The organism is Methanospirillum hungatei JF-1, assembly GCF_000013445.1.
GTDB classification, from domain to species: domain Archaea; phylum Halobacteriota; class Methanomicrobia; order Methanomicrobiales; family Methanospirillaceae; genus Methanospirillum; species Methanospirillum hungatei.
This window is the reverse complement of sequence record NC_007796.1, coordinates 1,649,628-1,676,583: the sequence shown is the minus strand read 5'-3', so window position 1 is coordinate 1,676,583 and position 26,956 is coordinate 1,649,628. Positions and strand designations below refer to the sequence as shown.

The 26,956-nt window shown below is 46.5% G+C and carries 26 protein-coding genes; 11 read left to right on the top strand and 15 right to left on the bottom strand.

From position 1 onward, the window contains the following. The first annotated feature begins 275 nt into the window (after positions 1-275). From MHUN_RS07605 to MHUN_RS19730, 4 genes are all read left to right on the top strand, one after another. Positions 276-488, top strand: coding sequence for a type II toxin-antitoxin system VapB family antitoxin (locus MHUN_RS07605; RefSeq protein ID WP_011448458.1), 213 nt, complete (start codon positions 276-278; stop codon positions 486-488). Continuing rightward, complete coding sequence (locus MHUN_RS07600; protein ID WP_011448457.1) at positions 472-891, top strand: type II toxin-antitoxin system VapC family toxin; 420 nt, start codon at positions 472-474, stop codon at positions 889-891. Before MHUN_RS07605 ends, MHUN_RS07600 begins: the two co-directional genes overlap by 17 nt. Before the next feature lie 613 nt (positions 892-1,504). Next, on the top strand, positions 1,505-1,651 hold the full coding sequence (locus MHUN_RS07595) for a hypothetical protein (protein ID WP_011448456.1): 147 nt from the start codon (positions 1,505-1,507) through the stop codon (positions 1,649-1,651). A gap of 101 nt (positions 1,652-1,752) precedes the next feature. Beyond that, positions 1,753-1,887: a hypothetical protein gene (locus MHUN_RS19730; protein ID WP_275039205.1), complete on the top strand. Its 135-nt coding sequence runs from the start codon at positions 1,753-1,755 to the stop codon at positions 1,885-1,887. A gap of 105 nt (positions 1,888-1,992) precedes the next feature. Here the strand turns inward: MHUN_RS19730 and MHUN_RS07585 are convergent, their stop codons facing one another. Beyond that, positions 1,993-2,493, bottom strand: coding sequence for a GNAT family N-acetyltransferase (locus MHUN_RS07585; protein ID WP_011448455.1), 501 nt, complete (start codon positions 2,491-2,493; stop codon positions 1,993-1,995). 79 nt (positions 2,494-2,572) lie between these two features. Next, positions 2,573-3,058 carry a MarR family winged helix-turn-helix transcriptional regulator gene (locus MHUN_RS07580; RefSeq protein WP_011448454.1) on the bottom strand — a complete coding sequence of 162 codons (486 nt, stop codon included), beginning with the start codon at positions 3,056-3,058 and terminating at the stop codon, positions 2,573-2,575. Positions 3,059-3,135: 77 nt separating this feature from the next. Here MHUN_RS07580 and MHUN_RS07575 point away from each other — a divergent pair, with 77 nt between their 5' ends. Further along, positions 3,136-3,588, top strand: coding sequence for a GNAT family N-acetyltransferase (locus MHUN_RS07575; protein WP_011448453.1), 453 nt, complete (start codon positions 3,136-3,138; stop codon positions 3,586-3,588). A gap of 386 nt (positions 3,589-3,974) precedes the next feature. Next, a complete protein-coding gene (locus MHUN_RS07565) occupies positions 3,975-7,172 on the top strand; it encodes a tetratricopeptide repeat protein (RefSeq protein WP_158498189.1) in 3,198 nt (1,065 codons plus the stop codon). A gap of 35 nt (positions 7,173-7,207) precedes the next feature. Here the strand turns inward: MHUN_RS07565 and MHUN_RS17470 are convergent, their stop codons facing one another. Then, a complete protein-coding gene (locus MHUN_RS17470) occupies positions 7,208-7,723 on the bottom strand; it encodes a protein-tyrosine phosphatase family protein (protein WP_011448451.1) in 516 nt (171 codons plus the stop codon). A gap of 196 nt (positions 7,724-7,919) precedes the next feature. On the opposite strand from MHUN_RS17470, the gene MHUN_RS07555 reads away from it, so the two are divergent. Further along, the gene (locus tag MHUN_RS07555) at positions 7,920-9,758 is read left to right on the top strand and encodes a hypothetical protein (protein ID WP_048067375.1); all 1,839 of its coding nucleotides are present in this window, start codon (positions 7,920-7,922) and stop codon (positions 9,756-9,758) included. A gap of 1 nt (position 9,759) precedes the next feature. On the opposite strand, the gene MHUN_RS17465 is transcribed toward MHUN_RS07555, so the two are convergent. Both MHUN_RS17465 and MHUN_RS19495 read right to left on the bottom strand, forming a co-directional pair. Further along, positions 9,760-10,104: a zinc ribbon domain-containing protein gene (locus MHUN_RS17465; protein ID WP_158498188.1), complete on the bottom strand. Its 345-nt coding sequence runs from the start codon at positions 10,102-10,104 to the stop codon at positions 9,760-9,762. Next, entirely contained in the window at positions 10,070-10,243 is a 174-nt protein-coding gene (locus MHUN_RS19495) for a zinc ribbon domain-containing protein (protein WP_083758428.1), read from the bottom strand. Before MHUN_RS19495 ends, MHUN_RS17465 begins: the two co-directional genes overlap by 35 nt. Positions 10,244-10,488: 245 nt before the next feature. Here MHUN_RS19495 and MHUN_RS07545 point away from each other — a divergent pair, with 245 nt between their 5' ends. Further along, positions 10,489-10,653 (top strand): rubredoxin, encoded by a 165-nt coding sequence (locus MHUN_RS07545; protein ID WP_048067374.1) that lies wholly within the window; start codon positions 10,489-10,491, stop codon positions 10,651-10,653. Positions 10,654-10,656: 3 nt separating this feature from the next. Here the strand turns inward: MHUN_RS07545 and MHUN_RS07540 are convergent, their stop codons facing one another. Further along, complete coding sequence (locus tag MHUN_RS07540; protein ID WP_011448447.1) at positions 10,657-11,079, bottom strand: YbaN family protein; 423 nt, start codon at positions 11,077-11,079, stop codon at positions 10,657-10,659. A 100-nt stretch (positions 11,080-11,179) separates the two neighbouring features. Here MHUN_RS07540 and MHUN_RS07535 point away from each other — a divergent pair, with 100 nt between their 5' ends. Further along, complete coding sequence (locus tag MHUN_RS07535; protein ID WP_048067373.1) at positions 11,180-13,591, top strand: sensor histidine kinase; 2,412 nt, start codon at positions 11,180-11,182, stop codon at positions 13,589-13,591. Here the strand turns inward: MHUN_RS07535 and MHUN_RS07530 are convergent, their stop codons facing one another. The 5 genes from MHUN_RS07530 to MHUN_RS07510 all read right to left on the bottom strand — a co-directional run bounded on the left by MHUN_RS07530 (position 13,592) and on the right by MHUN_RS07510 (position 17,848). Further along, a complete protein-coding gene (locus MHUN_RS07530; protein WP_011448445.1) occupies positions 13,592-14,248 on the bottom strand; it encodes an SOS response-associated peptidase in 657 nt (218 codons plus the stop codon). 2 nt (positions 14,249-14,250) lie between these two features. Beyond that, the gene (locus MHUN_RS07525; RefSeq protein WP_275039213.1) at positions 14,251-15,717 is read right to left on the bottom strand and encodes a PAS domain-containing protein; all 1,467 of its coding nucleotides are present in this window, start codon (positions 15,715-15,717) and stop codon (positions 14,251-14,253) included. 117 nt (positions 15,718-15,834) lie between these two features. Further along, a complete protein-coding gene (locus MHUN_RS07520) occupies positions 15,835-16,197 on the bottom strand; it encodes a response regulator (RefSeq protein ID WP_011448443.1) in 363 nt (120 codons plus the stop codon). A gap of 12 nt (positions 16,198-16,209) precedes the next feature. Beyond that, complete coding sequence (locus MHUN_RS17460) at positions 16,210-17,469, bottom strand: response regulator (protein WP_052288848.1); 1,260 nt, start codon at positions 17,467-17,469, stop codon at positions 16,210-16,212. After that, complete coding sequence (locus MHUN_RS07510) at positions 17,444-17,848, bottom strand: ribonuclease HI family protein (RefSeq protein ID WP_011448441.1); 405 nt, start codon at positions 17,846-17,848, stop codon at positions 17,444-17,446. The genes MHUN_RS17460 and MHUN_RS07510 overlap by 26 nt, the downstream gene beginning before the upstream one ends. A gap of 245 nt (positions 17,849-18,093) precedes the next feature. Here MHUN_RS07510 and MHUN_RS07505 point away from each other — a divergent pair, with 245 nt between their 5' ends. Both MHUN_RS07505 and MHUN_RS07500 read left to right on the top strand, forming a co-directional pair. Then, positions 18,094-18,720 (top strand): LysE family transporter, encoded by a 627-nt coding sequence (locus MHUN_RS07505; RefSeq protein WP_011448440.1) that lies wholly within the window; start codon positions 18,094-18,096, stop codon positions 18,718-18,720. Positions 18,721-18,777: 57 nt separating this feature from the next. Next, positions 18,778-20,316: a sensor histidine kinase gene (locus tag MHUN_RS07500; protein ID WP_011448439.1), complete on the top strand. Its 1,539-nt coding sequence runs from the start codon at positions 18,778-18,780 to the stop codon at positions 20,314-20,316. A 79-nt stretch (positions 20,317-20,395) separates the two neighbouring features. Here the strand turns inward: MHUN_RS07500 and MHUN_RS07495 are convergent, their stop codons facing one another. The 4 genes from MHUN_RS07495 to ppk1 form a co-directional block, all read right to left on the bottom strand. Continuing rightward, on the bottom strand, positions 20,396-21,115 hold the full coding sequence (locus MHUN_RS07495; RefSeq protein ID WP_011448438.1) for a PAS domain S-box protein: 720 nt from the start codon (positions 21,113-21,115) through the stop codon (positions 20,396-20,398). A gap of 72 nt (positions 21,116-21,187) precedes the next feature. Next, entirely contained in the window at positions 21,188-24,112 is a 2,925-nt protein-coding gene (locus MHUN_RS07490) for a PAS domain S-box protein (RefSeq protein ID WP_011448437.1), read from the bottom strand. Between the two features lie 180 nt (positions 24,113-24,292). Next, the gene (locus tag MHUN_RS07485) at positions 24,293-24,772 is read right to left on the bottom strand and encodes a hypothetical protein (RefSeq protein ID WP_011448436.1); all 480 of its coding nucleotides are present in this window, start codon (positions 24,770-24,772) and stop codon (positions 24,293-24,295) included. 24 nt (positions 24,773-24,796) lie between these two features. After that, on the bottom strand, positions 24,797-26,944 hold the full coding sequence (gene ppk1 / locus MHUN_RS07480) for a polyphosphate kinase 1 (protein WP_011448435.1): 2,148 nt from the start codon (positions 26,942-26,944) through the stop codon (positions 24,797-24,799). Positions 26,945-26,956 lie beyond the last annotated feature (12 nt).

Here is a 26,956-nt window from a genome sequence, read left to right as displayed (position 1 = left end):
CACAATCCGATCAGGTGTCATGCAGCGAATAGTGAACTGTATAATGTCACCAATGCGGGGCAATGTATTGGTCACCAGGTATGAGTCTGATGAGGCTTGCCACCATCGAGATCTGGACAGATACCATCCCCGCACTTGCCTGAACGGGTTGGATTCCGGAAAAAGGTGGTGAATGGCGCACTCCTTACTTCTGGTACCTGGAATGCACAACGAATGGTTTTTCTCTCCGCCCTTCACACGTATGTGTAACGTAATGTGTAGGAGATTGTGTAATTATGGCATCAAACCTGGCATTAGATGATGATTTAATCAAGGAAGCACAGCGAATTGGGGGAGTAAAAACTAAAAAAGGGGTTATTACCGAAGCACTTATTGAATATATTCAAAGAAGGAAACAGATCGAAATAATCTCCCAATTTGGGACCGTCGATTATGATGAAGACTACGATTATAAAAAATATCGAAACATAAATGAAAATTCTTGTTGATACTTCTGTCTGGTCTCTCGCTTTGAGAAGGGCAGGTTCTCACACCCAAAAAGAACTACAGATCATTCACAATCTTACTGAGTTAATACATGATGGAAGAGTTGTGATGATTGGACCAATTAGGCAGGAATTATTATCCGGAATTTCATCAGCAGCACAGTTTGAAAAATTAAAAAATCATCTGTCGCATTATCCAGATATGCCATTAAAAATAGAGATTTATGAAAAAGCAGCAAAATATTTCAATATCTGTAGGAAGGCAGGAGTTCAGGGCTCACTTACTGATTTTTTAATTTGTGCTGTTGCAACTGAAGCAGACCTTAAAATATATACATTAGACAAAGATTTCTCGTATTATGCGAACCATATCCCAATAAAAATCTATAATTCAGGAGTAACATAAGTCCAATTTCGGTTTATTTTCAGAAAGGAAGAATTCGGGAAGTTTGATGGTAACCGTGGCGACTATCAAAGAGTTGTGAAAGAGACCATATCTCAAATCTGTTCTGAAAAGATACTATAACTCAACTTTCCCAGGAAAAAGAAATAATCCCAATAAATTTTTGGAAAAATGAGATAATGACAGTGTGTAATCCTATTGAGGGACTGAAGTCAATGGCGGACTTTAGGTTACTAGTGGGAATTGCTGATACCATGTTCATACGGGTCAATGAATCGTTTGGCACAAAAAGAGGAAAATGAACCGGGAGACTTGTGTATGGGTATGTTTGTGACGGTTCAAGGTTCCATTACCCTTGTTAAGATGATTTGATGGATGAGCATGTGTCAATACATTTGTTACAATTCGACTGATTAATTATTATTGAAGGTGAAAAAATATGGCCCCTTTCTTTAAGTACTACTAATTTTAACCAGTTTTCATCTCTATATGTATAAATCTTTTATATTTGCGTACCCTAATGAATTTGACATGATTATTACTGACAAAACATAGAGATACCGAGATCATTTTTCTTGTAGAAGAATCTGATGAAGGAGGCTATGTAGCTCGTTCGGTGACTCATTCAATTTATACAGAGGCCGATACTCTTGATGAACTTCGAGATATGGTCCGTGATGCGGTAATGTGTCATTTTGGCGATGATGATATTCCCAGTCTGATTAGACTCCATATTGTAAAGGATGTTGTTATTGCCGTATGAAAGTACCTTAAAATATATCTGGAAATGATCTTATCTCGTACCTAATTTCAATAGGGTTTCCAAAAGTCAGACAAACAGGAAGTCATGTTCGTCTTGAATGAGTGGTACACGGTGAACTGTTCGGAATTACTGTTCCATTGCACGATCCATTAAAAGTAGGAACCCTGTCCAATATTATCAAAGATGTTGCCCACAAAACCGGCAAGGATTGGATGAAGATCATCGAAGAACTGTAAAATTTTTTTGTTTTTGATTAAAAAACTCTTTGAAAAGGATGTGGATGGTTCCGCTAGAACCGCTATATATCTTCGTGATACTGTATTCACGCTTGATAACGAGTTCTACAAAGATTTTTGCATCCAGATCGTATCAAATTCTTTTCCATTCTTCACACCCACCCGTTCAAACCGTCCCCGGTGAATAAACCCGTTTTTCTCATGAAACCTGACACTTCCCGGATTGAGGGATGATATTTCAGCAAGAATGGATCGGATGCCTTTTTCCCGTGCTTTCTCGATCAAGAAATTCAGCATTTTTGATCCAATCCCCTTCCCGGTATATGCAGGGTCCAGGAAGTACGAGATGACCGCAGTATTTCGAAATGCTGGCATGGGATTATGGGGGCGTAACAAGCCAAACCCGATGAGTGCTCCGTTCTCTTTTACCGATACGGACGGGTACTGCTCAATGACTGGCAGTAATACATCGAAATATGATGATGGCAGCGGAGACTCAAGAAAGGCAGCATTGGTATGTTCAATATAGTAATTGAACAGGGCGATGACTGGTTCTTTGTCAGATTCGGTGATCGAGGCAAAGATGAGATGAGGTGTCTGTGTCATTGTCTCACAATAGTTTAGTTACTAAATTATCATAATTCATTCGGCTCCCTTCACAATATTCAGAGTAAGGATTAGAGACCTATTCTGAATCCGGAGATTTATCCCTGATCTCCATACTTCTCTGGAGAATTTTTTCATAGCACCGGAGGATGGATATCGCCCCCTCTATCTGTTCTTCCGGCATATCTGATATCTCCTTCAAAAAGTCTGCCTGAAGCCGGGAATGGAGATCGGTGTGCCATCGGAACGCCTGCATTCCCTTGGAAGTGAGATCTAGATATACGGTCTTCTTGCTTTCAGTGCTTCTGACTCTCTTTACGTATCCCTTCTCCTCAAGCTTCTGGACCATCTGGGTGACTGCCCCTTTTGTGATGCCCAGTCGTGTTGCGATTTCAGAGAGTTTTTCCTTCGGATATCTGCCGGCGATATCTATGAGATGGATTTCAGATGCAGAAAGAACATCACCATACCCCACATCCACCGGGTGTTTTTCAATATCAACAGCCTGATGGATGACCCGGATGAGCAAATCGGTAAGATCTGAAAAAGATTCTGGTGATGTCATGTGCTTTATTACCTAACCCCTTTGCTATTGGAGCTTTATCAAATATAATCAGGGTGCGACAAATACAATATGGATAAATGAGCGTAACCATCCGACCTGCAGTTCGTAATGACTGCCCACAACTCCTTGAACTTATCAGGGAGCTTGCAGAATATGAACGTGCATTGCATGAAGTTGAAGTATCATTAGAGCATTTCGAAGAATCCGGGTTTGGTCCCTGTCCGGTCTGGTGGGGGATCGTTGCTGAAGTCGATGATGATATTGTCGGATTTGCTCTCTATTATATCCGGTATTCCACATGGAAAGGACAACGGCTGTATCTTGAAGATATCATCGTAACAGAAGAGTTCAGGGGATGCGGAATTGGTAAGATGCTATTTGACGCCGTTCTTGATGATGCCAGAAAGAAGAATCTGAACGGGGTGGTCTGGCAGGTGCTTGAATGGAATGAACCGGCAATAAACTTTTACAATAAATATTCCCCGACCTTTAACCAGGAATGGATAACCTGCACCATTGAAAGAGTGTGAGGTTCAGGCAGATCCAACCCTTCAAGTCTGCTGTAAGTCTGATTTGAGGGTACTGTTCTGGAAGGGGTACTCTGTCACGGTATCGGCAGGCAGAGCAGGATGGATCTTCCCCTCCTTGTGTTCATCCCTGGCGATGATGCAGGAGACCGGATACAATCGTTTTTATACCCAAAGAAAGGTAAATTCGGGCAATGAGGGGGAAGACTGAGGCCTCCCTGTCAGGACCAGGACTCCAGGGTTTGTGTACTTTAATGTATCATGTCATCCACCTATCATATGCAGATTTTTTAGAGAGTGAGTATCTCCGGTAGAGGTCAGCCTGGAGGAGAATTCTGGCAAAAGAGATTGGAACGGCCGATAAAGTTCAGAAATGGCTGTCAATGGGGATGGCGTTCCTCAAAAAGGATCAGCAGGACCGTGCGTACTATGCATTCAAAGAAGGTCTTCGCATCGATCCTGAAAACTCAGAACTCTGGTATCAGACCGGAATAGTTCTGGCAAAGCAGGAGCGTCACCGGGATGCCATGAAGATGTACCGGAACGCTCTGAAGTACGATCCGGATAATCTGCAGGCCCAGCTTCGCCTTGGTATGTCGATGCATGAAGTCGGCATGTATAAAGAGGCCATCCCTGTTTTAACCCGGCTTGTCGAGCGTGAATCTGAGAATGATCAGGGATGGATGTACCGGGGTGCCTGCTATCTTGCACTTGGCAAGTTTCGTGAAGCTCTCACCGACCTTGACATGGCGATTGACTGGGGGGCGGAACAGGCGGAAGTCTGGGTTTTAAAAGGCTATTGTCATGTCCAGCTTGGAGAATATACCGACGCACTTGATGCCTATTACTTTGCCATTGAGATAAATCCAGATGATCCGGTTGCATTTTTCGGCCTTGCAAACACTCTTGTCCATCTTGAAGAGCGGGAACAGGCGATCGATGCCCTGAAAAAAGCCCTAAAGATCGATCCGGACTATGCTGATGCCTGGCGAATGATAGCAGACCTGCTTGCAGATTCAGGTGATATCCCTCAGGCTACCAGTGCATATGAGCACGTGCTGAAGCTTGAACCCTGGGATCTTGATACCCGGTACTCGTACTCAATCCTGAAAGCCGAGTTATCTGATGATAAGGCTGCCGTCACCGATATATTAAACCAGATCATCAATGAAGGCCAGGAGTCGGTCACCTTTTACAATAATCATGGCCTTACTTTGATGCATCTGAAGAAGTATGATAGTGCTCTCCAGGCATTTAACCGGGCATTGCAACTGGGAAAAGACAATCCCTCCGTCTGGCATAATCATGGTGCTGCCCTCTATAAACTTAAATGGTACAAGGATGCCATGAAATCCTTCCAGCAGTCCTTAAAACTCAATCCGAAAAATGTCAACTCCTGGGTTGGTATCGGAATGGTCGCCGTTGCCCAGTATGAATTCAGCCGGGCAGCAGCTGCATACACCCATGCAGCCCAGCTCAGTCCCCGGAAAGTAAACATCTGGATCATGCTTGGGGATACCCAGATTGAACGCGGACAGTACCAGGAAGCAATTGCTGCATATGAAAAAGCCCTGGAACTTGATCCTGAAAACCCAACCGCCTGGAATCAGCGTGGACTTGCTCTCCGGCTGCTTGACAGTCACCCGGCGGCTCTTGAATCATTCGAACATGCTGCAGAGACAAAGAATGCAAAGCCGGAGTCATGGATTAACCATGCGATTACCAGCTTTGAGCTGGGAGAATATCATCAGTCGGTTCATTCGTTTGAGCGTGCATGTAAATTCGGTCCGATCCCCTCTGACAGCTGGCTGATATACCTGAATGCTCTGGCCTATGAACATGAAAACCAGAAACTTATCAAGGCATCAGAGCGGTTTATTGAATTGTTCGGACCTGATGCAGAGGTTCTCTTCCTTCTTGGTGTTGCCCAGTATGAGTTGAAACAATATGAGGCAGCCCTGCATCATTTCAGAGAGACATTAAAGCTGGACAAGGACCATACTGATGCCCTTTTCTGGGCCGGTCTGACCCTCCTTGAGCTCTATCAGTTTACCGAGGCAATAACCGCATTTGAGGGAGTGGAAGATAATCATCCGGATGATGATCAGGCCTGGTATTATCATGGGAAGGCACTTGTCGCATTACATGAACTTCAGAAAGCAGAATTTATTCTGAAACATTCGCTCCAGTTAAATGATCAGTCTGCTGATGCCTGGTATCTGCTTGCGGATGTCCAGCATACCAGGAAGGCGTATGCAGATGCCCTGCAGTCTGTTGGAAAGGCCCTTGATCTCTCTCCGTCAAACAATGAGATATTAAAACTGAAGGCAAAGATCCAGGTTGCTCTGGGTTCATTCCGGGGTGCCTGTCAGACATATGCTGCCATCAGTGAGCCTGATGCGAGTGATACTGAGGTTCTTACCGGATACATGCGTGCTTTGTATCACACCGGTCAGTTCAGGGAAGCATATAGTCGTGTCACCCGCCTGCTGGTCAAGGATGAGAAGAATCCTGATCTCTGGAGGATGCGGGCAGAGATTGAACGTGCCCAAGGGTTGTTTGATGAGGCTGCGAATGCTCTTACTGAGGCGTGTAAATATGCCCCGAATAATAAAAAACTCTTATCTTTGCAGGCGATTGTCCTCTATGAAGCAGAGAAATATCCGGAGGCCATATCGGTTATCGACAAGGTCCTCGGGTTTGATCCGCTGAATGGTGAGTTATGGAAACGGAAAGGGGCGGCCCATGATAGTCTGCAGCAATATGATCAGGCTTGTGAATCCTACCTGAAAGCAGCAGAGTTCCTACAGGATGATCCAGATCTCATACGAAAACTGGGGGTAGCCCTGTATAAGACCGGGAAATGTGACAAGTCTCTTCCACGGTTTGACCAGTATCTTGAAGTGGTTCCGGATGATCCTGAGATCTGGGAGATGAAAGGGAAGGCTCTGTTTCATCAGGGGAAGTATGAATCTGCAAGTGCTGCCCTCTCCCAGGCGATCCTTTATCGTCCGGATGATATGGATCTTCTCTTCAGGTATGCACAAAGTCTGATTAAATCCGGTGAGTTGCTGACGGCAATACCTCCGCTGGATCAGGTTATCGAACAGAACCCGGAGAATGCCGAAGCCTGGAAATTGAAGGCAGAGATTGAACAGACGCTTGGGAGAGAGGATGAAGCAGCTCAGGCGGTGGAAGAGGCACTCCGGCAGATCCCTGATGATCCCGGTCTGATGCTGGCAAGGGTAAAATCCCTCTATGAGGCTGATTCATATGCAGAAGGACTGTCACTTGTTCGCCGGCTCATTGATAAAACTCCGGAGAGTACTGAGGCATGGTCGTTGTATGCAGAGCTGCTCTGGATGACTGCAGATCATAATGCCGCTGCGGCAGCATTTGACCGGATTCTGGCTCTTGATGATACCAATGCCAAAGCCTGGTTTTTAAAAGGGGATTCGTTACAAAATGCAGGCCGGTTTGAAGAGGCTGCCGTTGCCCATGAGCGGGCGTTCTCTTTAGGTGGTGACCCTTCTGTCGGACTGATGCTCTCAAGGAAGATGCGGTACCTACAGCAGAAGAAGGCCTGAAATCCTACTTTTTCTGTATTTGGCAATCCGGGGGTTTATTCTCTCAGTGCCTGTTCTGCCCATAGTAAAAAGTCAGCCTGGGTCCGGGTTTGCGGCCCGGCTCCTGCACTCCGCACTATCTTTTCCGCAAGAGGTCTTTCAATTCCTGATGCCATGAGCAGAGCGACAGCAAAAAGCCCGGTTCTTCCTATCCCCATCCGGCAGTGAACAAGGATAGAATCTCCTTTTTTGAGGTATTCTGCATATTTTTTTGCCAGTTTCAGAAGGTCATCAGGGCGCTCCGGAACTCCGAAATCTGAAATCGGGAAGCAGTCGATGGTAATTGCCCGATCTTCATCCCTGATTAGTTTCATGTACTCTGGAGATATGCTGGCAATCTCATCAAAGCAGGGAAGAGAGATTATCGTCTGAATATTTCGTTTTTCCAGTTCTGCTAGAAAGGTCCCTATGTCTTCGTACCTGCCAGGCATAGGATGCAGGAACAAGGATCCAGGCAGGTGGTCAGGGAGGGCGACTTTCCTGAATAGTAATCCTGATGCCTCGAATTCCATGTATCTACACTATCAATATCTGCCGCTTTATATAAAAGTTGCCTGTATGGATCGGTTTTTTCTCACAGAACACCGTCTTTTTGTTTGAAAATCAGAGCATCAGCCAAATCGCTTATATATTCAGCCGACTACCATTCTTACAGCCATTGCATGTGATATACGAGGAGATGGGAACCAGATGAGGGAAAGGGGTAGTATGAGGGCATGGGTACCGGGTATCCTGATCATTCTTATGTTCTGTATGATCCTTCCATCCTGTTGTAGTGCAGGAAATCCTGTTCAGCAGGTGCAGAACCAGGTTGTGATCTTTTCCGGTCAGATTCCATATGGGGATGGAAATGTGTCAATTCGGGCTGATTCAGGGGCTTTGTATCAGATTCCTGCTATGACACCGGTGGGGATTATCCAGGCACTGGCCGGGACTGGTATGATTTCCAGTTATCGGATTGGGGATGAGCTGATTGATAAACGGGGTATTTTCACCCTTGACGGGGTAAATTCATATCAGGTGACTGAACATGATGCCTGGTTTGTCCTGGTGAATGGTGTTCAGCTGAGAGAATACCTTCTTCCTTCTGTAGAAGGTCTGAATACCTATCTCCTGAAGGATGGAGATGACGTTCTTTTCGCGTACGGTGATCCGACCCTGCCTGCCAGTGCTGCAAAAGCCCTTATCTGGGTTCAGGTGGGGAGCAAGAATGGGGTGATGCAATTTGTCTCTCCTTCTGCCATGATGGGTCAGTATGTTATTTCACAGATGCCTGTCGTATCAACCCCCGTTCCCACCGTGGTTCCGGTTGTAGAGGCCACCGCTGTTCCGAGTCCTGTTCCCACTGCTGTTCCGGTTGTAGAGGTCACCGCTGTTCCGAGTCCTGTTCCCACTGCTGTTCCGGTTGTAGAGGTCACCGCTGTTCCGAGTCCTGTTCCCACTGCTGTTCCGGTTGTAGAGGTCACCGCTGTTCCGAGTCCTGTTCCCACTGCTGTTCCGGTTGTAGAGGTCACCGCTGTTCCGAGTCCTGTTCCCACCGTGGTTCCGGTTGTAGAGGCCACCGCTGTTCCGAGTCCTGTTCCCACCGTGGTTCCGGTTGTAGAGGTCACCGCTGTTCCGAGTCCTGTTCCCACCGTGGTTCCGGTTGTAGAGGCCACCGCTGTTCCGAGTCCTGTTCCCACCGTGGTTCCGGTTGTAGATGCTCCTGCCGTTCCGAGTCCTGTTCCCACTGCTGTTCCGGTTGTAGATGCTACCGCTGTTCCGAGTCCTGTTCCCACCGTGGTTCCGGTTGTAGATGCTCCTACCGTTCCGAGTCCTGTTCCCACTGCTGTTCCGGTTGTAGATGCTACCGCTGTTCCGAGTCCTGTTCCCCCTGTGGTTCCGGTTGTAGATGCTACCGCTGTTCCGAGTCCTGTTCCCACTGCTGTTCCGGTTGTAGATGCTCCTGCTGTTCCGAGTCCTGTTCCTACTGCTGTTCCGGTTGTAGATGCTACCGCTGTTCCGAGTCCTGTTCCCACTCCCCTGGCAGAAGTTCCCCTGGTTTTGACACCCACGAAGGAACCGGTGAATGAAACCGGAAATATTTCCAATATCACGGATCTGGTTGAAGAACTCCCTAAACCAACACCCGCTGCAGAGAAAGAGGATAACCGGATGCTCTATTCAGGTGTACTTGCCCTCCCGGAGGGAACAGTTAATGTCACGGATAGTTCTGGGATTGAGTACGAGATACCGGTGAACACCCCGCTCGGGGTCCTTCACATGCTTCTTATAGATAAAAAGATACAGAATCTGTGTATAGATGACCGTGGTATGCATAAGGGAGGCATCTTAATTCTGGAAGGAATTAATGAATTTTTCAACACAGCAACAAAAGTGTGGTTTGTCAGAGTAAATGGAGAACTTCTGGAAGATTATGCAGAACCAAAAACCGATGGTCTGAATCTCTACTTACTCATGGCCGGAGATACTGTCTCATATTATTACGGGAATCCCACCGGATCACTGCAGGATGCAGAAGCAATGCTAGTTGTGACACTTGGGTAATTTACTTCCACCTGGAGAGATCTTTGGTAAATACCCTTACCATCTCTTCTGCTTTTTCCGGCTTCAGATTTAACATCTGTGCAGGCATCGGAGTGCAGTTCTGAATCATTCCTTCATGAGTGTGTTCAGGTTCGGTAAATACTCCATTCCGGTAACAGGTGATACAATAGGTAGAACTCTCCTGCCCGTCCTTCTCTGTCCCGGCATCAGCACTGGTAAAGAGGGGCATACCACAACTCTGACAGTAAGGGACAATTCTCCCACTCCATCGCTTCAGGGTCTGGATCTGACCGGTCATGAACATCCTGGCCTTATCCATGGGCATTCCATACATCTGTGAGATCATGGCACCCAAGTTCCGCAATCCCTTCCACGGTTGCATCAGGGTTGGTGAATTCACCGTTCTGGTAGCAGTGAGTACAGGAGATAGACGATCTGCTGCCATCCTTCTCTGTTCCATAGTCCTCATCTTTGACAAGCGGCATTGCGCAGCTCTGACATACAAAAACCTGCTTTGATATCTCTCTCCTTCAGGTCAGGATCTCTCTTACTTGAGGGTCAATCCTTTTTCTCTAAACTGATTCATGAGCATTTTTCTCAAGTGGCATATAATATTTTGATATGGGGTGAAAGTGAAAAACAGGTGAACATGTATATCAGATAATCTGTATTGCAAATCTGGTCTATTCGATTCGGATCCTTCATTACCCCGGGCGATAGATATTCAGATATGGCAGCATGGGTGTGTACAAAATGCGGATACGTGTATGATGAGCGGTTTGGAGATCCGGAGCATGGCATTGTCGCAGGAACCTTGTTTGAAAAGATACCTGATACCTGGGTATGTCCGCGATGTAAAGCGGCCAAGCCGTTTTTTGCGAAGAAGAAAGTATAGATTTCATTCTTTTTCTTGGTTCCATGGCTGTGGTTTCATCATATAGAGTCCGACACTCACTGATAGTGCAATGATCAGAAGAATGATGCGGATGATATCAGATCTGATCCAGAAAAGAATGGTGCATCCAATTACCACCCAGAGCAGGAGGATTGTTCCCAGACGTGACTTCAGGGACATCCCTTTCCCGCTGGTATATTGACTAATATATTGACCAAAAACCCGGTGATGCATGATCCAGGTATAAAACCTCTCTGATCCCCTGGCATAACAGAGAACGGCCAGCAGGAGAAAGGGGGTTGTTGGAAGGAGCGGGAGGAAAATCCCTATAACTGCCGTGATAACAAAAACCGTCCCTAAAGCGGTATAACATATCCGTGCATACCTGCAGGACACAAGGCATATCTTTTCCGGTATCATTATCATAGTATCAGGGCCCGATGCCAGTTCCTCTCAGAGATCGTAGTTGGAACGGATAAATACGTTCTTTACAGAAGAAACTCAAATAAATCCCCCAGGAAGAACAGTGTCGGACAGTTCTGAAAAACCAGGAAAAATATCCCGTATCAGATTTTCTTTTCCTGTACTGGTAATGATAATCCTGACCACTGGTTTCATTTTTCTTATCGTTCTGATGTCTGTTATTACCTATGAGCAGACAAATCAGCATCTGTATGATATCTGGGAGAGTGAAGTACAACATAATGAGCACCATCTGAAGAGCTCACTGCAACTGATTAATCAGGGCCTCCTGCTCTTTGATCATACCTTTGATAAATCCATGAAAGACCAGTTCTCCATAGTTCTGGACGCGTATAATCAGTCCGGAGGCGATCCTGCCAGGATGAATGTGACGGAAATAAAAAGCAGGTTCAGCCCGGACGTTATCGATATTGCGGATGTTTATATTATTAATGAGAACGGGATCGTGATTGATGCTACCTATAAAGGAGATATCGGTCTTGATTTTAAAAAATGGCCGAATGTATACGAAGTAATCACCCGGATACGAAATGGTTCGGTTTTCGAAGCCGACCGGGCGGTATATGGATTTAGCTCGGTGAAAGAATCACGAAAATTCGCTTATTACCCCACTCCGGATCACCGGTATCTTCTTGAAATTTCATATTATATCCGCGACTTTACTGAAGACAGGAGGAATTTTTCCTATGCCAATGTTATGCGGGCCTTTGTGAATGAAACACCTCACCTCCGTTCAGTGACATTATATGACTCCATGTTCAGGACGCTGTGGAGCATGGATGATCAGAAGAGATCATCAGATCCAGCAGCTATTCAGTATATTCAGAAGGCATTTCAGGGTACCGACCGGATAAAAATCTCTGATCCGGTGAATTCCTCTGAAACATATTATTATTTTATTGATATCTCTGATGATAAGACGGCATCGGGAACGATGCTTGACATGGTTGCACGGATTGAATATGATACCACTGTCATGCAACGGCATCTTGACTCGATACGGTTGTTCCATGCACTCGTTGCTCTTATTGCCGGGCTGCTCGGATTTTTCATCGCATATCTGCTTGCCTATCATATCACAAGGCCGATTCGCCGGATAATTGATGATATTAACCGGATAGCCCATGGCGATTTGAATCACCGGGTATCCTACTCAGGGAGTCATGAATTTTCTGAACTTGAAACAAGTCTGAACCTATTAATCTCTCATCTCAATGATCTGATATCCAGTCTTCAGGAGAAAGAACATCATCTCAGGGAGAGTAAAGAGGAGTATCAGCGTCTTGTGGAGAAGCTGAATGAAGGTATCTGGATTGTTGATCAGGATGAAAAGACAACCTTTGTCAATACCCGGATGGCTGAAATGCTGGAGGCTTCTCCTGAAGATCTTATCGGGAGAAGTACATTTGATATCATTCATCCCTCCTATCACGAAATTATTCGCGAAAAGATGAAGAATCGGAAGAGTGGTCTGTCAGAGCGATATGAAATTCCCCTGGTTACTGCAAAGAATCGCCAGATTATTGCAGAGATATCAGCATCACCGTCATTTGATCCCTATAGCCGGTATACCGGGTCATTTGGTGTTGTTACTGATATTACAAAGAGAAAAGAGAATGAGCAGAAGATACGGTTATATGCCCTGCAGATGGAAGAGCGGACAAAAGAGCTTGAGGCAGTGCGGGATCAGCTCTTTCAAATCAATGCAGATCTTGATCGGATAGTGCAGACCAGAACTGAAGAGGTGATGAGGCTTTTAGAGCAGAAGAATGATTTTATCATGCAGCTCGGTCATGATCTCCGGACTCCGCTGACTCCCATCCTCGGGCTTTTACCACGGCTTGATGAACTTGATGGTGAGGAGCATGCGAACATGGTCCGGATCATTGAGAGAAATGCCCGGCATATTCAGAATATCGCATCCAAATCCCTGAAATTAGCCCGGCTGAACTCACTGGATTATATTCCTGAATGTGATGATATTGATCTTGCAGAGACCATCCGGTCAGTTCTTGAGATCAACCGGATGTCACTCAGGCAGGCGCATATCGAAACTCATGTTGAGGTGCCTGAAGGCTGTATCATTCAGGGAGATCAGATACTTATCCAGGAACTGATTGATAATCTTATCTCAAATTCTATCAAGTTTTCAAAACCGTCAGGCGGATACATCCGGATCCAGGTGAAGAGAGATGATGATACCATAACGCTTACGGTGAAGGATACCGGAATAGGGCTCATGGCTGGTGAGGAGGTTTTGATATTTGAAGAATTCTATAAATCAGATCGATCACGGCATGATAAGAGTTCAACTGGCCTTGGTCTTGCAATCTGCCGGAAGATCGTCCAGAAACATCATGGGACCATTATTGCATCAAGCGACGGTCCTGATCAGGGAACTACTTTTACCATAGTCCTTCCTATCAGGTGTGATACTCCAGGCAATCAGCAGTAATTACTCCGGCTCTGTCATGTCCAGAGTTCTCTGGGCATTATTCATGGCCACAGGTCTGATAAGGTCCGGCCCTTCCCTGCCCGGCTTGTTTACCAGATCTGATACCCGGTGCATCCGGTACTCTGAACTGTCATACCTCTCTGTCTCTGCCGGATGTTTCCCTGCAAGGTATTCCTCTTCTCCCTGCTGCGAGAGGACCAGTGGCATGCGGGAATGAATCTCCTGTATTGGCCCGGTTGCTTCTGTGGTCAGGATTACCATCTCATGACCTGCATGCATGGTTCGTACAAGGCCGGCAAAAGATATGATGGGAACGTCCGGAAGATAGATGTACCATGGCTCTTTCTTTCCTCCGACCGACTTCCATTCATAATATCCGGAAGCAGGAATGAGGCATCGTCCTGATTGCAGGTGGGATTTGAAGAGAGGTTTTTCCTGAATACTCTCTACTCTGGCATTTATGACTCTTCCTTTCAGCCCTTGTGAGAAACCAAAATTCCCAACCAATATCTCGGTATGATTCTGATGGGAAATGACTGCAGGAATCGGTTCTGAAGGGGCAACATTAAACCTGGGGAAGAAGAATGCAGGGGCTGATACATGGTATCGCTCTGCCAGTTCACCGGGGGATGCAGCAATACAATATCTTCCACACATGCTCACTCTGAAGACCGGTTCGGATACCCTGCCTGGATTGCGTAATGGCGTCGTAAAAACCCGAGAACCTTCTCTGACTCGACCCATCTCCGGTCCAGCTTGGTTATCATCTCGTCAATCTGCCTTATCTGATGCATGAGTGTTGACCGCTCCTCTTCATGGAGATCCATCATGGACAGCCAGCCGGTGATGACCGCAAGAGGGTTTCTGATTCCGTCGTTGAGGATAGCAAATTCGCCAAGATTTCTCTCTATCTGAGAAAGTAATGCCTGTTTCTCCTGTTCAAACTCTCGCTGATAGGTAATATCACGGGATATGGAGAGGACAGATCGAACCTTTCCTTCCATGTCAAACTCCGGAAAAAGCCGCCAGTTAAAGGTTACCAATCCCTTCGGTGACTGGAATGAGATATCTGCTTCATGTGGTTTTCCTGTTTCTATAACCTGCTGAATGAGGGCGTCCCAATCATCAGCCAGTCGTGGAGGATAGGCCAGTTCTCCGTACTTCTTTCCGATGAGGTTTTCAGGAGGGAATGGAATATATGGCTTAACTGCAGGATTTACATACAGATGCCTTCCTTCCGGGTTAAATCTCATGACAATATCGGTGTTGTTCTCAACAAGTGCACGAAAGTTCTCTCTGCTTTCAAGAAGTGCATATTCATAGCGTTTCTGAAGGGTTATATCCCTGACCGATCCGATGAACCCGACTTTTTGCATATCTGCATCAAGGATAGGAGAGACCATGATCCGGTAATACCGTTCATTATCATCACCCTCCCCGACATGGCCATGGTACTCCTCGGTTATGATCCTGTTTTCAATTCCGTGATTATCCGGATCTCCTGTTGTCCGTTCTCCAAGAATCAGGATCCTCTCAATAAGAGAAGAGACGCCGGGATACCGGTAGGTACATTCTGAAAAATCCTGGCATTTATTGAGCACCGCTGCAGGCGGGATACCGGTCAGTTCTTCCATGATCCGGTTCCATGCGATGATACGCTGTGATGAATCAACGGCAAGCGTTGCATCTGGGAGAAAATCGATCATCTCTTCAAGAAGGTTTCGGGATTTTGCCAACGCCTTCTCGGATCGTCTTCGCGTCACTGCCTGGACGATCATCTGCTTCATCTCAGTAAACAGGACAAGGGGGTCTTCCCCTTTCTGCAGGTAGAAATCAGCACCGGCATTCAGGGCTTCAATGACTACTTCATGCCTGCTTTTACCGGTACAGACAAGAAAGGGTGTATTGTCACCATTGCCCCGTAAGGTCCGGAGGAGTTGTAATCCGTCAAGCCCTGGCATCTCATAATCCGCTACAATAGCATCATATGTGTGGGTATGTATATGTTCCAGGGCATCTTCACCATCTGTTACCTGGGTTACGACACACCCTCCCAGTCGGTCTTCAAGAAAAATACGGGCAATATCGCCCATACTCGGTTCATCATCGACAAATAGAACTGATATTGGGGTGGAGGTTTCTGGATTCAGGACTCGTCATCTCCGGGGGGTGCTGGGGGTACGGGAACTGCAGGGGATTATAATGTTTCTTTGGTACTGGTATTTCTTATAGATATCCCCCGGCTATTGATGAAGAACTTTATCAATCTCCTGTAATATTCCCTGTTTCTGAAATGGTTTAATAATATAACTCAAAGCTCCGCATTTGAATGCCAGTTTTGCCATCTCAACAGACTGAATGGCGGTCACCATAATCACCTTTGCAGCAGGGTTTACTCCAAGGATGGTCTTTAAAGCCATCATCCCGTCCATCTTTGGCATGATGATATCCATAAGAACCAGATCAGGTTTTGTCTTCAGATATAACTCAACTGCCTGCTGACCGTCTTCTGCCTCACCGACTATCTCAAACCCTTCTTCAGTAAGAATATTTACCAGAATGGTTCGCATGAACCTGGTATCATCGACGACTAAAACCTGAACCATATCCGGTGCCCGTCATATATATGCAGGTTCATCACCCTGACATTCTGAATTTGTAAGTACTATGCTCTGGATGGTGTGTTCATCCAGTTCAAAAGAGATGCCGAGCACTCCGGTCTTTTTATCTTCTTCGATGATAGGGACCGTCCATGATATCAGAACCCTGCATTTATCCTTATTTCCGCAGGGATATACTGCACAATCTATCTTCCCGGCTAGTGCAGCATCACACCGCCTCTTCCATTCCTCCCTGACCGAACTGTCGGTCTCTATCTCATCTACTGAAATTCCGATAAGGCTCCCCCATCTGGTTGCATGATGCATGTTCTGCTGGGTAAAATGATAGTTCACATCAACCGCCCATATCCGTGCCGGAAACGAGTTCATAAGGGTGGAGAGAAATGCCTCCCGATCTGACAGTATGTTCCTTAACTGGATCTGTTCAGTCAGGTCAATACCAACTCCTACAAGCCCGTTTAATTCTCCGTCAGGAGTTCTGACCGGCTGACGGCGGAAGAATATGTTCTTCGTTTCACCCGTCTTCGAAGAGATATCCTCAACATTTTCCAGAAACGGGATGCCATGGGTAAAAATGAGTTCCTCTGACCGGTTAAACGCCTCTGCAAGTTTTCTATCAGGCAGGGTATCCCCGGTCTTTCCGATTATCTGGTCTCCACAAATCCCGCACATCTCTTCAAACAGGTGATTCACATGGAGAAATTTTCTATCTGCATCCTTCATGTAGACGATACCGGGAATGGTTGTAAGGATGGTTGAGAGTACCTGGTTGGTATGAGTGATCGCATCATTCTTCTTTTTCAGTGTGATATGGGTCCCGATACGTGCCAGCATTTCACGGGTATCAAAAGGTTTGGTCAGGTAATCTCCTGCACCAAGTCTGAAAGCAAGTTCCTTGTCCTGAACAAGGCCGAGCGCGGTGACCATGATGACCGGAATCTGGCAGTATCGTCTGTCTTCTTTCAGAGTTCGGAGAAGATCAAACCCAGAAGCACCAGGCATGATAACATCCAGGAGGATGAGGTCTGTATCCGGGTGTTCCTCCAGTCTTTCCAATGCCTTCTCTGCATCCTCTGCTTCCGAGACCTCATAGCCCTCCATCATGAGCCGGTTTTTCAAAAATTCCCGAATCGCGGGATCATCATCGACTATCAGGAGCCTGGCATCCGGGGGTACCATGGTACATACCTCTTCGTCCGAGGTGATAATTCTGAGTGATGTCTGTGGGTCATTACCGGTGCCGGTCCAGTTCCTCATTACACAGCCGGTCACAGTACCCGATATCAGGATGGGTTCGTGGTACATACTCCCAGATACAATGTGAGAACCGGGATGCAAGAACCATAACCTCATCATACAGGGCTTTCAGATGAGGTTTATTAATCCGGTATACCCCGGTTATCTGCCTGATGACCAGCTGACTATCTGAGTATACATGTATCGCTTCTTTTGTCTCTTCAGCTGCCCTCGTGAGCGCTTTTATTATGGCCGTATATTCTGCGACATTGTTTGTGGTCTGACCAAGAAAGCAGACATAATCAGCAATCCGGTTGCCATTCTCATCTTTTATCTGATATGAACAGGCAGCAGGACCTGGGTTCCCCCGCGACGCCCCGTCGGTATATATCATCATCATTGCGTATACTGATACCCCGGAGTCTTACTTATAGGGATTGCTATACAGACTGGAAGGACCATAGCATACCGGATGGCATATACTTGATGACCTATCAGGATTATAGTGTAATGCCAAATTTTTGTATGAATCCAGAAAATTTGGTCTTCGGTATGAAGTGCAGATAGTGCACAGGCTTTGGAATTACCGATTTCATAATAATCCTTCCAAACTATGCGGTCATTGTACTGGTACAGGCAGTTCGTATGAGTATTTTAGAGCTTGCCCTGATGGGTTTTATTATTGGTCTTACCGGTGCCCTCGCCCCGGGTCCGACGTTGATTGCAACCATCCGTTCTGCCCTTCATGTTGGCTGGACAGGAGGACCGCGGGTAACTCTTGGACATGTCATTGCTGAGATGGTCATTGTTGTGCTCATCGCCGCCGGTATCTCATCATTTCCTGAAACTCTCCGCCCAGCCATTGCGGGAATCGGCGGTTCTGCCCTGATCCTGTTTGGTGGAATGACTCTTTTCGGAGCACGAGGAGCAGCAATCTCCGCTGATATCAGCATGGAGTCTCCATCAGGCCCGATCCTAGCCGGACTCCTGACCAGTGTGTCAAACCCGTACTTCTGGATATGGTGGTTCTCCGTTGGCAGCGCCCTCCTTATCAGTTCTCTTTCCCAGGGGGCCGCCGGACTTGCAGCATTCATCGCCGGTCACTGGGCAGCAGATCTTGGATGGTTCACCCTGGTATCTATCAGTATTCACCACAGTAGGATGATGCTAAGCAATCGGATGTATCAGGGGATTCTTGTGCTCTGTGGGGTTATATTGGTCCTCTTTGGGATCTGGTTTCTGATCCAGGCATTTCCCGCCCCATCCCTCTAAATCCGGATCAAACCATATATCATATCTACTTGTCAGGGTAATCTGTCATATACCAGAATGAACCGATTCCTGCAGGTAGTCATTATCTCGCTGGCAGGTCTGCTTTTTTTTGGTGCTCTCTTCACGATCATCAGCATCTCAATAAAGGAGGATGAGATGCGTCAGGATCTTCTCACCGATACCAGGATTGGGTCAGTGGGAATAATCAGGGAAGACCTGTATCAACTTAAGGGAACGATATCTGACCTGAACTCACCTGCATATGGCCGGATAAAAAAATATCTCACTGATGTGGCGCAAAGTCGCCCCCTGACCCGGTTTGTTTACCTGCTCGGGAAGAGCCCTGATGGAGAACTGGTATTCCTGGCAGACTCTGAACCGGATACTTCGGTTATGTACTCGCATCCGGGTCAGAGATACCACGAGGCATCCGGATTAATCAGGGATATGTTCACCCATCCGCAGGAGAGTGTTGAAGGCCCGCTCTCAGACCGATGGGGGCGATGGGTGACTGGTCTTGTGCCGATATATGGCCCGGACGACACAACGGTCCATGCGATCCTTGGCATAGACATTGATGCGACATCCTGGGAGAGTGGCGTCTTTAAAGCGGTCCTTATTCCGGTTATTATCACGTCTCTTCTCTGTCTGCTTGTCATCATCCTTTCAATTCTCTGGATGAGAAAAGATAGGGAACGGGAATTGTTGCAGGCCGCTGAAGAGAAGGCCAGGATGCAGGCAGAAAAACTTGCCGTACAGAACCAGGAGCTCATACATGTCAAAGAAGAACTTGCATTGCTGACCTCTGATCTGGAAGGCCGGGTATCAGAAGATACAGTAGAGATCCGCAAGCTGAATGAGGAACTGAAGGAACGTGCACAAAAGGTTGAATCACTTCTAATCCAGAAAGATCAGTTCATATACCAGCTGGCCCATGACCTCAGGACACCCCTGACTCCCATGGTCGCCATTCTCCCGCTGGTAAAAGAGGCGGTAAGCGATCCCGATTCTCAAAGTCTGCTTGATATGTTCCAGAAAAGTCTTAGATACATGGAGCAGATGGTTGAGGATATCATGGAACTTATCAGGCTCAACAGCCATCATACCATCGACGACGTTGAGGAGATGAACCTCAAGTCCCTGATAGATGAAGAGATTCAGGCAAATTCATTCATGGCAGATGAAAAGGAGCTGGTATTTTACAATCATGTTCCGCCGGAGGTCTCCCTTCATCTGTCCAGGGTGTATTCACACCAGCTCTTTCGGAATCTTATAAACAATGCTGTAAAATTTAATGCCTTTAAAGGAACGGTCACCATTCGCTATCATGAAACGCCAACCGGGCATGAGATCTCCATTCAAGACACGGGTATTGGCATTCATCCTGATGATATCCATAGAATCTGGGATGAGTTTTTTATATCCGACGCCTCCCGGCATGATCCGGAATCGAAAGGGCTTGGTCTTTCGATAGTCAGGAAGATAGTCGATCTTCATGGTGGGACCATCTCTGTCGATAGCCCGGGCACAGGAAAAGGTGCCACGTTTACGGTCATGCTTCCAAAAAGACAGAATAATGAAAAGTTAAAAAAGTAAGGAATAGATGATCGAACCGTTCTGGTTCCATTCTCCAGTGGAAAAGAAGGGGTGATAAAACCTTCCGGGCGCAATCAGGTTATAGGTGGTTATGATCCTCCATAAACCCGTCAATGGTTCGCTTTAAGAATTTCCTGACCTTTTCAGACTCGGTAAATCCCTGATCAAGCCGGTCAACAATTGACGTTATCATCCGCACTCCTCTGAGGACCTGCTCCTGGTGAGGTCCATCCACAAGTCCGGCACTCATGGAGATCAACGTGAGCGGATTTTTAATCTCATCATTTAACGCGGCAAGTTGAGCCATATTCTTATCTATCTGTGCAACTGCACGTTCCTGCTCTGAAAGGAGTTCGAGTTCACGGGTTATGTCGCGTCCGATGCAGAACCTGAGCATGGATTGCTCCATTTCAATAAACCTGATCTGCATATCAAGAGCGATCCGCTTTCCGGCCGGATTAAAGAACCGGAAAATGAACCTCTCCCCTCCAGGTGTTGGATGATTCCAGTGTTCTATCAGGTTTTTACAATCCTCCTTATCTGCAGTACATATGGGAAGCCGGGGAATGGGAAGTCCCACGATCTTTTCTGATGTAAGCCCGGTGAGTTCTTCAAACCGGGGATTACAAACGAGTATTCCTTCATCGTCCCCGATGATAACCGGGTCTGGGAGAGATTTGAAGAGCGCCTCCCACCGTATGTATACTGCTTCAAGCCGTCTGTTCACCAGGTCCAGTGTTTTTTGCAAATCCTCTGATGGGGCAGTATTGCCGGGTTCAGAATTGGTATCCTTCATCATAGTGGATTCTTTTTCCTGTCAGTGAACTCGTTTGTCGGGCAAATTCTGACAGATGATCGGCCATGGTTCAGGTTATAAATTTTGCTCCATCTGGTCAGTGAATCTGAAGTGATCGGGAGGTATTTTCATCTCAAATCTGACTCCCTGACCATAGATACCATGTTCAACAATGGTGATTCCGGTGATTGCCAGGATCTCCCTGATAAGAAACAGACCAAGACCGGTATTTTTCCCATAGCCTCGTAGAAATATCTGTTCTTTTTGCGTATCCACAATTCCCTGTCCGTCATCTTCATATATTAACAGGGGCGATTCCCCAGACAGATCTACATACAATCTGATAGTCGTGACATGATCCCCGTGGCGGAGTGAATTCTCTGCCAGATTATAAAACACCTGGTAGATGAGGGCATCCGCGTAGACTTCAAGGGATGGAATGTCACACACGACCTTCAGGTCAATTGACACCTGCCGAACGGCCCGTTCAAATAATTCACGAACATTATGCCAGACCGGCTCGTGAATGCCGATCTCCTGGTATGCTTTACTAAAGTCGATCAGTTTTCCAATATCCTGAATGGCGTTCTTCTGATGGGCAAGTATCTCTTTTATCTTCGGATTATCTGTCTCACTCTCTGCAAAGAACCGGAATCCGTCAATAACCGTCACCTTATTCCTGATATCATGCCTGGTCAGGGAAGAGAGCAGCATCAGTTTATTTGCCAGCTCAGATTCCTTTTTCATGGCCTCTTTTAATTCTGTGATATCTCTGATGGTTTCAATGGCTCCAATCATTGAGCCTTTGGAATCATAGAGCGGTCCGGCTATCGCCCATTTATATCGTATTTTTCCTTCCCGGTCATGATTGATGACTTCAGCAGAGTAAATGCCATTCTCTTCATTGACATTGGTGTAATACCGTGAAATATCAAGGTCAGGTCGGATTATCTTATCAATAAGCATGGGCCGGTCTTCACCATATACTGCCTGTGCATGTGACATCTTCCCTGCTCTGATCTCTTCTTCTGATCTTCCTGAGATGACCGTCATAGCCTTGTTCCATGCAAGGACATGTCCGGAGATATCGATCACAAAGGTGGGATCCGGCAGACTGTCAAGGATACCGGACAGGAGATTTAATGAATCGGAGAGTGCTTCCTTCTCAAGAGTGAGATTCCATACCTTGATCTGATCAGAGATGTCCTGGACATTTAAAATAAGATAGGGCTCATGATGGGCATCTGTCACGATGGTCAGATCATGTAATGCAGGGAATTCGGATCCATCCTTTCGAACCCGTATCGCCTCTCCGGTCATATGCCCTCGTTCGGTTGCAATCCGTATCCAGACCGGAATATCCTCCTTGTAATCTGGATGAATAAATCCGAAAAATCCTCCCTCTATCGCTTCCTCCGGGGTACATCCATGAATACGGGCATATGCTTTATTTACAATATCAGGGGCATGTACTGGTCCGGCCATGATCCCAGCCTGTGTGTTTTTCACAATGTCTGCGAGCCGGTGGATCTCCTCATGCATCCGGGTCTCCCTGGTAATATCACGGATTTGAATGAGATCCATGGGAAGATCCTCGAGGACTAACCTGACCAGCCTGATATTGAGGGTACAGGCCCCTTTGCCGGAGATATCTGTATTCATGTTCCATTCGTCTTCTTCAGGATTTTTTCTCTGTAAGATGCATCTTATTATCTCATTTGGTGTAGACCCGGCCCTTTCTCTGATATTTTCATCCCATCCAAATAAGGTGAATGCAGCAGGATTTGCATGGATAACTCTCTCCCCATTCCAGAGTATGATGGCATCTGACGCATTTGAAAACAGGGTGGAATATCTTTTTTCAGAGATTTCAAGCGATCTGATACTGCCCCGTATGGATTCAACCATCCTGGATACCGCATCATTAATCCTGTTTATCTCAAGGTGCCGCGACGGTCTTATCTGATGATTCAGGTTTCCTCTGGAAATTTCGTCAAGGTCTGCAAGCAATGTGTCAACCGGTGAAAAGATATACCTCGACAGGAGGTATGCAAGGGCAAAGGCGAGGATGATAGCAATTAAAATCAGAGATATTGCCAGTGTAAGCAGAGATCCTTTCTCCTGCTCGTAGTGCTGTGTGGAATAGACTATCTTTGCGACATGATCAATATACGCAGAAGCAGGACTTACATTATCACCACTCTCAATAAAAAAGAACCTGGTAAGTGTCTGATTTCTCTCATCAGGAAAGTCCCGGGTTTCATGGGTGGTATATACATCCTGTGCAATCTCCGCATCGTGCGGATCAGCCTGAACCGGATTTTCATCCAGCTGACTTGTGATCATACCGGTGCTCCCGATAAGATCCAAAGCCAGAACCCAGGGATGCTGGTTTAATACCTGGGTAACCAGAGCATGTAAAGAGAGTTCACTCCGCTCTTTTGTATAATCATCATAAATCCTGTAGGTGGTCTGGATCAGGTACTGGTGGTCGGGAGTCGGCTGGTATCCAAATATTCTCCAGGGATTATCTGAATCAAACCCACGGACCGCCCGGTCAAGCCGGAACGTATCATTCATCCGCATGTCGGTAATGGTCTGAAAAAACGGCCCCCACTTACTGAAATCAAGGTATAAGTCTTTTTTATTGGTAGAATACTCTGCGACCCCTGAGGTATTGATCAGCATGATATCAATCCGGTCCTTATATGCCGGATCGATGCGGGTTATGATATCATCAAAATTCATCTCTGAAGGAGTTCGGGATGACCGCTCATACTCCTTGAGGACCAGGTTTGTGACGGCAAGAAGAGGTTTTTTATATGTTGCCTCCCAGAGCATCTGCCCTTTGGTTATACGATCAGATGCACTCTTCAATCCCAGTTCTGTCTGAATAAGGTTCTGCCTGAACCGTTCATCAATCTGCTTTGATGTCTCGATATAATAATATCCGGTGACCGAGATCAGGGAGATGAAAATGATACCGATGAACAGAATCATGAGGTTCCTTTTCAGTGAACCCTTGGAATGAGGCAGAATTTTTGGTATCATATGATTCAATATTCAACGTGGATATTTGCATAGTCCGGTAAGAAATCCGGCCCTGATGGTCATCGTCAATCTATACCTCTCACTTGTCAGTATGTGCTGATAAATCTGTGGTACTTGTCAGTTCCTGTCTCATATCTTCATAATAATCAGGTACAGGACAAGCAGCCCGGCGAGGGTTCCGATAATAATGAGAGGAATGTGCTGTTCATATGGTACGTGTCTGGCAGATTCACATGCCTGTTTTAAGTTGTCATAGTTCCCAGAGAGTTCATCAACCCTCTCCTGTACCGGATGGAAGAGATGCTCAATATCAGTAATGGTGGTATTTCCTGATGCAAGTGAATCTGCCATTTTTGAAAGGCCTTTATGCACCGCAGTCAGTTCAGACCTCAGGTACATAATCTCATCATCTTTCATGGCAAGTATCTTTGAAAGAGACTTGACTTCCTGTTTCAGATGTTCTGTCTCATTCCCGTTTCGTTGTGCCGTAACGTTATGAATCAGCTTGGAAACAGCCTCCTGGCGGGTGATGCCAGACCGTATCGCCTCTTCATCAATAGATGCCAGAATGTCCTCCGGAAGTCTTTTCTCGATCTTATCTAGTCCCATTGTCCCCGCTCCTTTGTCGTATATTTATCTGACCGTTTCTTTCACGAGATTTCTGTTCCAGACTCCCCGGTTTTCTATCAGCCATTCCTGTGCCTGCATCCGCTCTCCGCTCTCTTTGCTGATCCTGACATAGGATCCATCAGCCTGCAAAATCCTTGTCTTCACGGTATCATGCAGATGGACCGGGAGTATCGTATTGATGATCTCATCCCTGATCCCAGGATCAAGGACTGGGTAGAGGACTTCAATCCGCCGCTTCAGGTTCCGTGGCATGAGATCTGAGCTCCCCATCAGGACCAGGGGATCCCCTCCATTATGGAAGTAGTATATCCGTGTATGCTCCAGAAATCTCCCTACAATGGTGGTGACAGTTATATTGTCGGATATTCCTTCAATCCCCGGCCGCAAACAACAGATCCCTCTGACCTGCAGATGAATCTTCACTCCCTCCTGTGATGCCCGGTAGAGTGTACGGATAATTCCTGCATCCTGAAGAGCGTTTAACTTAAAGATAATCCTGCCATCTCCATGTTCCTTCTGCCGCTCAATCTCCTGTTCAATAAGCCTTGTTATCCCTTTTTTAATCCCGCCGGGAGCCACGAGGAGATGATGGTAGGCACTAAACTGTGAATATCCGGTCAGGACATTAAAGAGATGGGAAACATCTGATGCAATCTCTTCATTTGTGGTGAAAAGCCCAATATCGGTGTATATCTTGGCGGTTACGGCATTGTAGTTTCCTGAGCTCATATGTACATACCTGACAATCCCGCTCTTCTCTTTTCTGACCACGAGGCAGAGTTTTGCATGGACCTTCAGCCCCATGATCCCAAATACCACATGAGCACCTGCCCGTTCAAGTGCCCGTGCCCACCCGATATTATTCTCTTCATCAAACCTGGCTTTCAGTTCAACCAGGACAGAAACTGCTTTTCCATGTTCACGGGCATCCAGCAGGGCCTGCACGATTGGAGAGTTTGTCCCGGTCCGGTACAGGGTCATCTTAATAGCCAGAACGTCAGGATCATGTGCAGCAGCCTCTAAAAACTTAATCACCGGTTGAAAACTCTCATAGGGATGGAACAGAATAATATCCCGCTGTTTTATAGCATGAAAGATATCAGGATCCCGCTCCAGTCGGTCAGGCACAGACGGGGCATATGGAGTATCCTTCAAATCAGGCCGGTCTATATTCATCATACAGAAGAGATCTGCAAGACCAACCGGTCCCCTGACCCGGTAGAACATATGTGGGTATTTCGCAAGTTTTGCCCCCATCATATCCACGATAGCAGGCATCATATCCTCCGCTATCTCTATCCTGACCGGGGTTCCGATCCACCGTTTGCTGATCGACTGTTCGACTGCACTCAAAAGATCATCAGCTTCATCCTCTTCAATCTCAATATCCGCATCACGGGTCACCCTGAACGGGTACGCAGCCACAATCTCCATCCCGGGAAAGAGGAGGTCAAGATTATCTGCAATGAGATCTTCAAGGAAAATAAACTCCTGTCTTCCTGAGATATCTTTTCCGTCTGGATCGGCGGGAAGTTCAATCAGGCGGGGGAATAAGGTATTCGGGATTTTTATCCTGGCAAATAGTTCTTCCTGTGATCCCGGACGTTTGAGGATAATTGCAAGATTGAGTGCAAGGTTGGATATAAACGGGAATGGATGCGATTTGTCAAAGGCGAGTGGTGTCAATACCGGAAATATCTCGCGGAAGAAGAATCTCCGAAGTTGTTTCCGCTTTGTTCCATCAAGGGTTAATCTGGAATGAATAATGATTCCCGCTTTCTGCAGTGCGGGGATTATCTCCTCTGACCATACCCGTGTCTGCTCTTTCAGGAGGGGAACAAGGTCATTATTTATCCGCTCCAGTTGCTCCATCGTAGTCAGGCCATCGGGAGGTAGCTTTAGGACACCCTCTGCCAGTTGATGATGCAGCCCGGATACCCTGACCATGAAGAATTCATCAAGATTATTGGCGAAGATGGCCAGGAATTTTATCCGTTCCAGAAGGGGATGTGTCGGATCCTTTGCCTCGTCCAGGACATGCTGATTAAATCGTATCCAGGAGAGTTCACGATTGATATAAAGTGCCGGATCAGATAATAATGAACATGCCCGATCCGGGTAATAGTCCTCAGGCTCTTGTGACTGATCCATTATACATGAATT